Source organism: Streptomyces sp. KR55, from assembly GCF_052245645.1.
GTDB lineage: Bacteria > Actinomycetota > Actinomycetes > Streptomycetales > Streptomycetaceae > Streptomyces > Streptomyces flavusporus.
Map to the genome: position 1 here is coordinate 1 of NZ_JBQQCE010000829.1, position 2,135 is coordinate 2,135.

Sequence of the window (2,135 nt, forward strand, 5' to 3'; positions counted from 1 at the left end):
TTGCCGCCGCGCGCCACGTGCACGGTCCCGGCCCTGTGGTCGGCCCGTTCCCGCTCCAGCCGGTCCTGAAGCACGTGCAGGCGGCGGGACTTGGCGAACCACTCCCGCCGGGAGCGGTAGCCGCCCGGCGCGTTCTTCGATCCCTTCTGCCCGACCGGTTGCGCCAGCCGGTGCGCGATCGTGGCGACCCCGGCCTCCAGGCTGTGGAGGTGGGCCAGCCGGCAGCGGTGGGCGAGCGCCCACTGGTCGTGCGACGCCTTGGTGATCGCCCCGGCCCAGCGCGAAGACGCAGCTGGCGTCAGCGCGCGCTTCCTGGCCGCCCAGGTCTCGGTGGAGTGCTCCAGACCGTCCGCGCAGCGCGTCTTGAGGTCCCGCGACGCGAGCGCACCCAGATGCGCGCCGACCAGCGCAAGAACCTTCTCGTCCTGCACGGTGAGGTGCTTGATCCGGGTACGGATCGCCACTCCGGACGGGCCGGACGCAACGAACGGCTCGGCGACCTTCCGCAGCCCGCTCATCCCTCACCCCCGGCCCGGCTCCGCCCCGACGATCCTCTCCCCCCCATCCAACGAAGCCCGACCGCAGAGGTCACGCATTCGACGCCAGGATTTCCGTTCGCATCCCTAGGCGCTCTGGCGGACACGCGGGTCACGACAACGACCGCCAGCACTCACTCCTGCTCACCAGAACACGCTTGAGCACACTTCAGCGGCAGCAGTTCCACACCCCAACTGATCAGCGACAGAAAGGAGTTGCCTCATGAACCGACGCCGCTTACTCACCGGCACCACCGCACTCGCCGCCGGCGCTGCACTCCCGGCCGCCCCACCCGCCCCCGCCCGCACGACGAGCCTGCCGTCGAGAGCCGACGTCATCACCGTCCTCCGCCGCGTGGCCGACCGCTGGATCGCCGCACACCAGGCACCCGGCGACAACGGCTGGGCCAACGCCACCTGCTTCAGCGGACTGCTCGCCCTGCACCGGCTCACCGGCAGCCCCCGCTACCTGACGTACACAAGGAACTGGGCGGAGAAGCACGCCCACGGCCTCAGGGGCGGGGTCACCACCTGCCACGCGGACAACCACAACGCCGGGCAGGCCTATCTCGACCTGTACGAGATCGAGCCGGAGGAGGCCAAACTCGCCGCCATCGAGGAGTCGTTGCACCGCATGGTGTACACGGACCGCCCGGAGAAGAACGACGACTGGTGGTGGGACGACGCCCTGCACATGGCGATGCCGCCCTTCGCCCGCATCGGCGCTCTCCGCGGCGACCCGCGGTACTGGGAGAAGCTCTACGCCCTCTACCGCCACACCAAGCGCAGCGAGGGCGGCCCGGGCCTCCACGACGAGGCGACCGGCCTGTGGTACCGCGACAAGCGGTTCCTGCCCGGAGGGATCCTCTCACCGACCGGCAAGCTGGCGGTGTGGTCCCGCGGCAACGGCTGGGTGACCGCCGGCCACACCAAGACCCTCAAGGCATTCCCACCGGGAGAACGGCACACCGCCGAATACCGGCAGGCCCTCGTGCACCTCGTGTCGGCCGTGTCCCGGGTCCAGCCAGCCCGTCACCTACGACACCACAGCCGACTTCGGGGTGGGCGCATTCCTGCTCGCCGGCACCGAGCTGTCCCGCCTGTCTGCCTGAGCTTTTCTTTCAACTTCTGGCCTGGGCTCGGTTCGTTGAGCCTCTCGGAGCGTTGACGGTTTCGCCCACCTCGTAGCGGGCGGCGGGTCGCCGTGCCACGAGCCGAGTCGTCTTCCCGAGCCCGGCCGTGAGCGTTTGGGCGGACGGGCCGGGCAGGACAGAGGTCGTCGCAGAACTTCCTGCTCGGTTAACGTCAAGAGCGGCTCTTGGGTGCCTGCTTGATCAGCTTGTTGAGGTTGTGGACCGTGCCAAGGCTTCGCTACGCGGCCTCGGCTTCACATGGAACGCCTGCGGCACCAGCCTGCGCCACGGACAACCGCGCGGCCCATGCCAGGACCTCGACCAGCAGTCCATGAACCACTCGACGGCCTACACACGCTCGCTGAGGGCGTCGTGCGGTTTCGCCGCGCTCCCGCGGCTTCTGCGGCCGAGAGCCGGTGGATTCAAGCCAACGTGCCCCGAACTCGCCCCGCGCCCTTGACGACCC

The 2,135-nt window shown here is 69.8% G+C and carries 1 protein-coding gene and 1 pseudogene; one reads left to right on the top strand and one right to left on the bottom strand.

All coding sequences use genetic code 11. The annotated features are described in order from the left end of the window. Positions 1-518: pseudogene (locus tag ACTWQJ_RS50625) on the bottom strand (IS200/IS605 family accessory protein TnpB-related protein); the annotation flags it as partial. A 241-nt stretch (positions 519-759) separates the two neighbouring features. Here ACTWQJ_RS50625 and ACTWQJ_RS50630 point away from each other — a divergent pair. Then, positions 760-1,704 (top strand): glycoside hydrolase family 88 protein, encoded by a 945-nt coding sequence (locus tag ACTWQJ_RS50630; protein WP_443313078.1) that lies wholly within the window; start codon positions 760-762, stop codon positions 1,702-1,704. Positions 1,705-2,135: the final 431 nt, after the last annotated feature.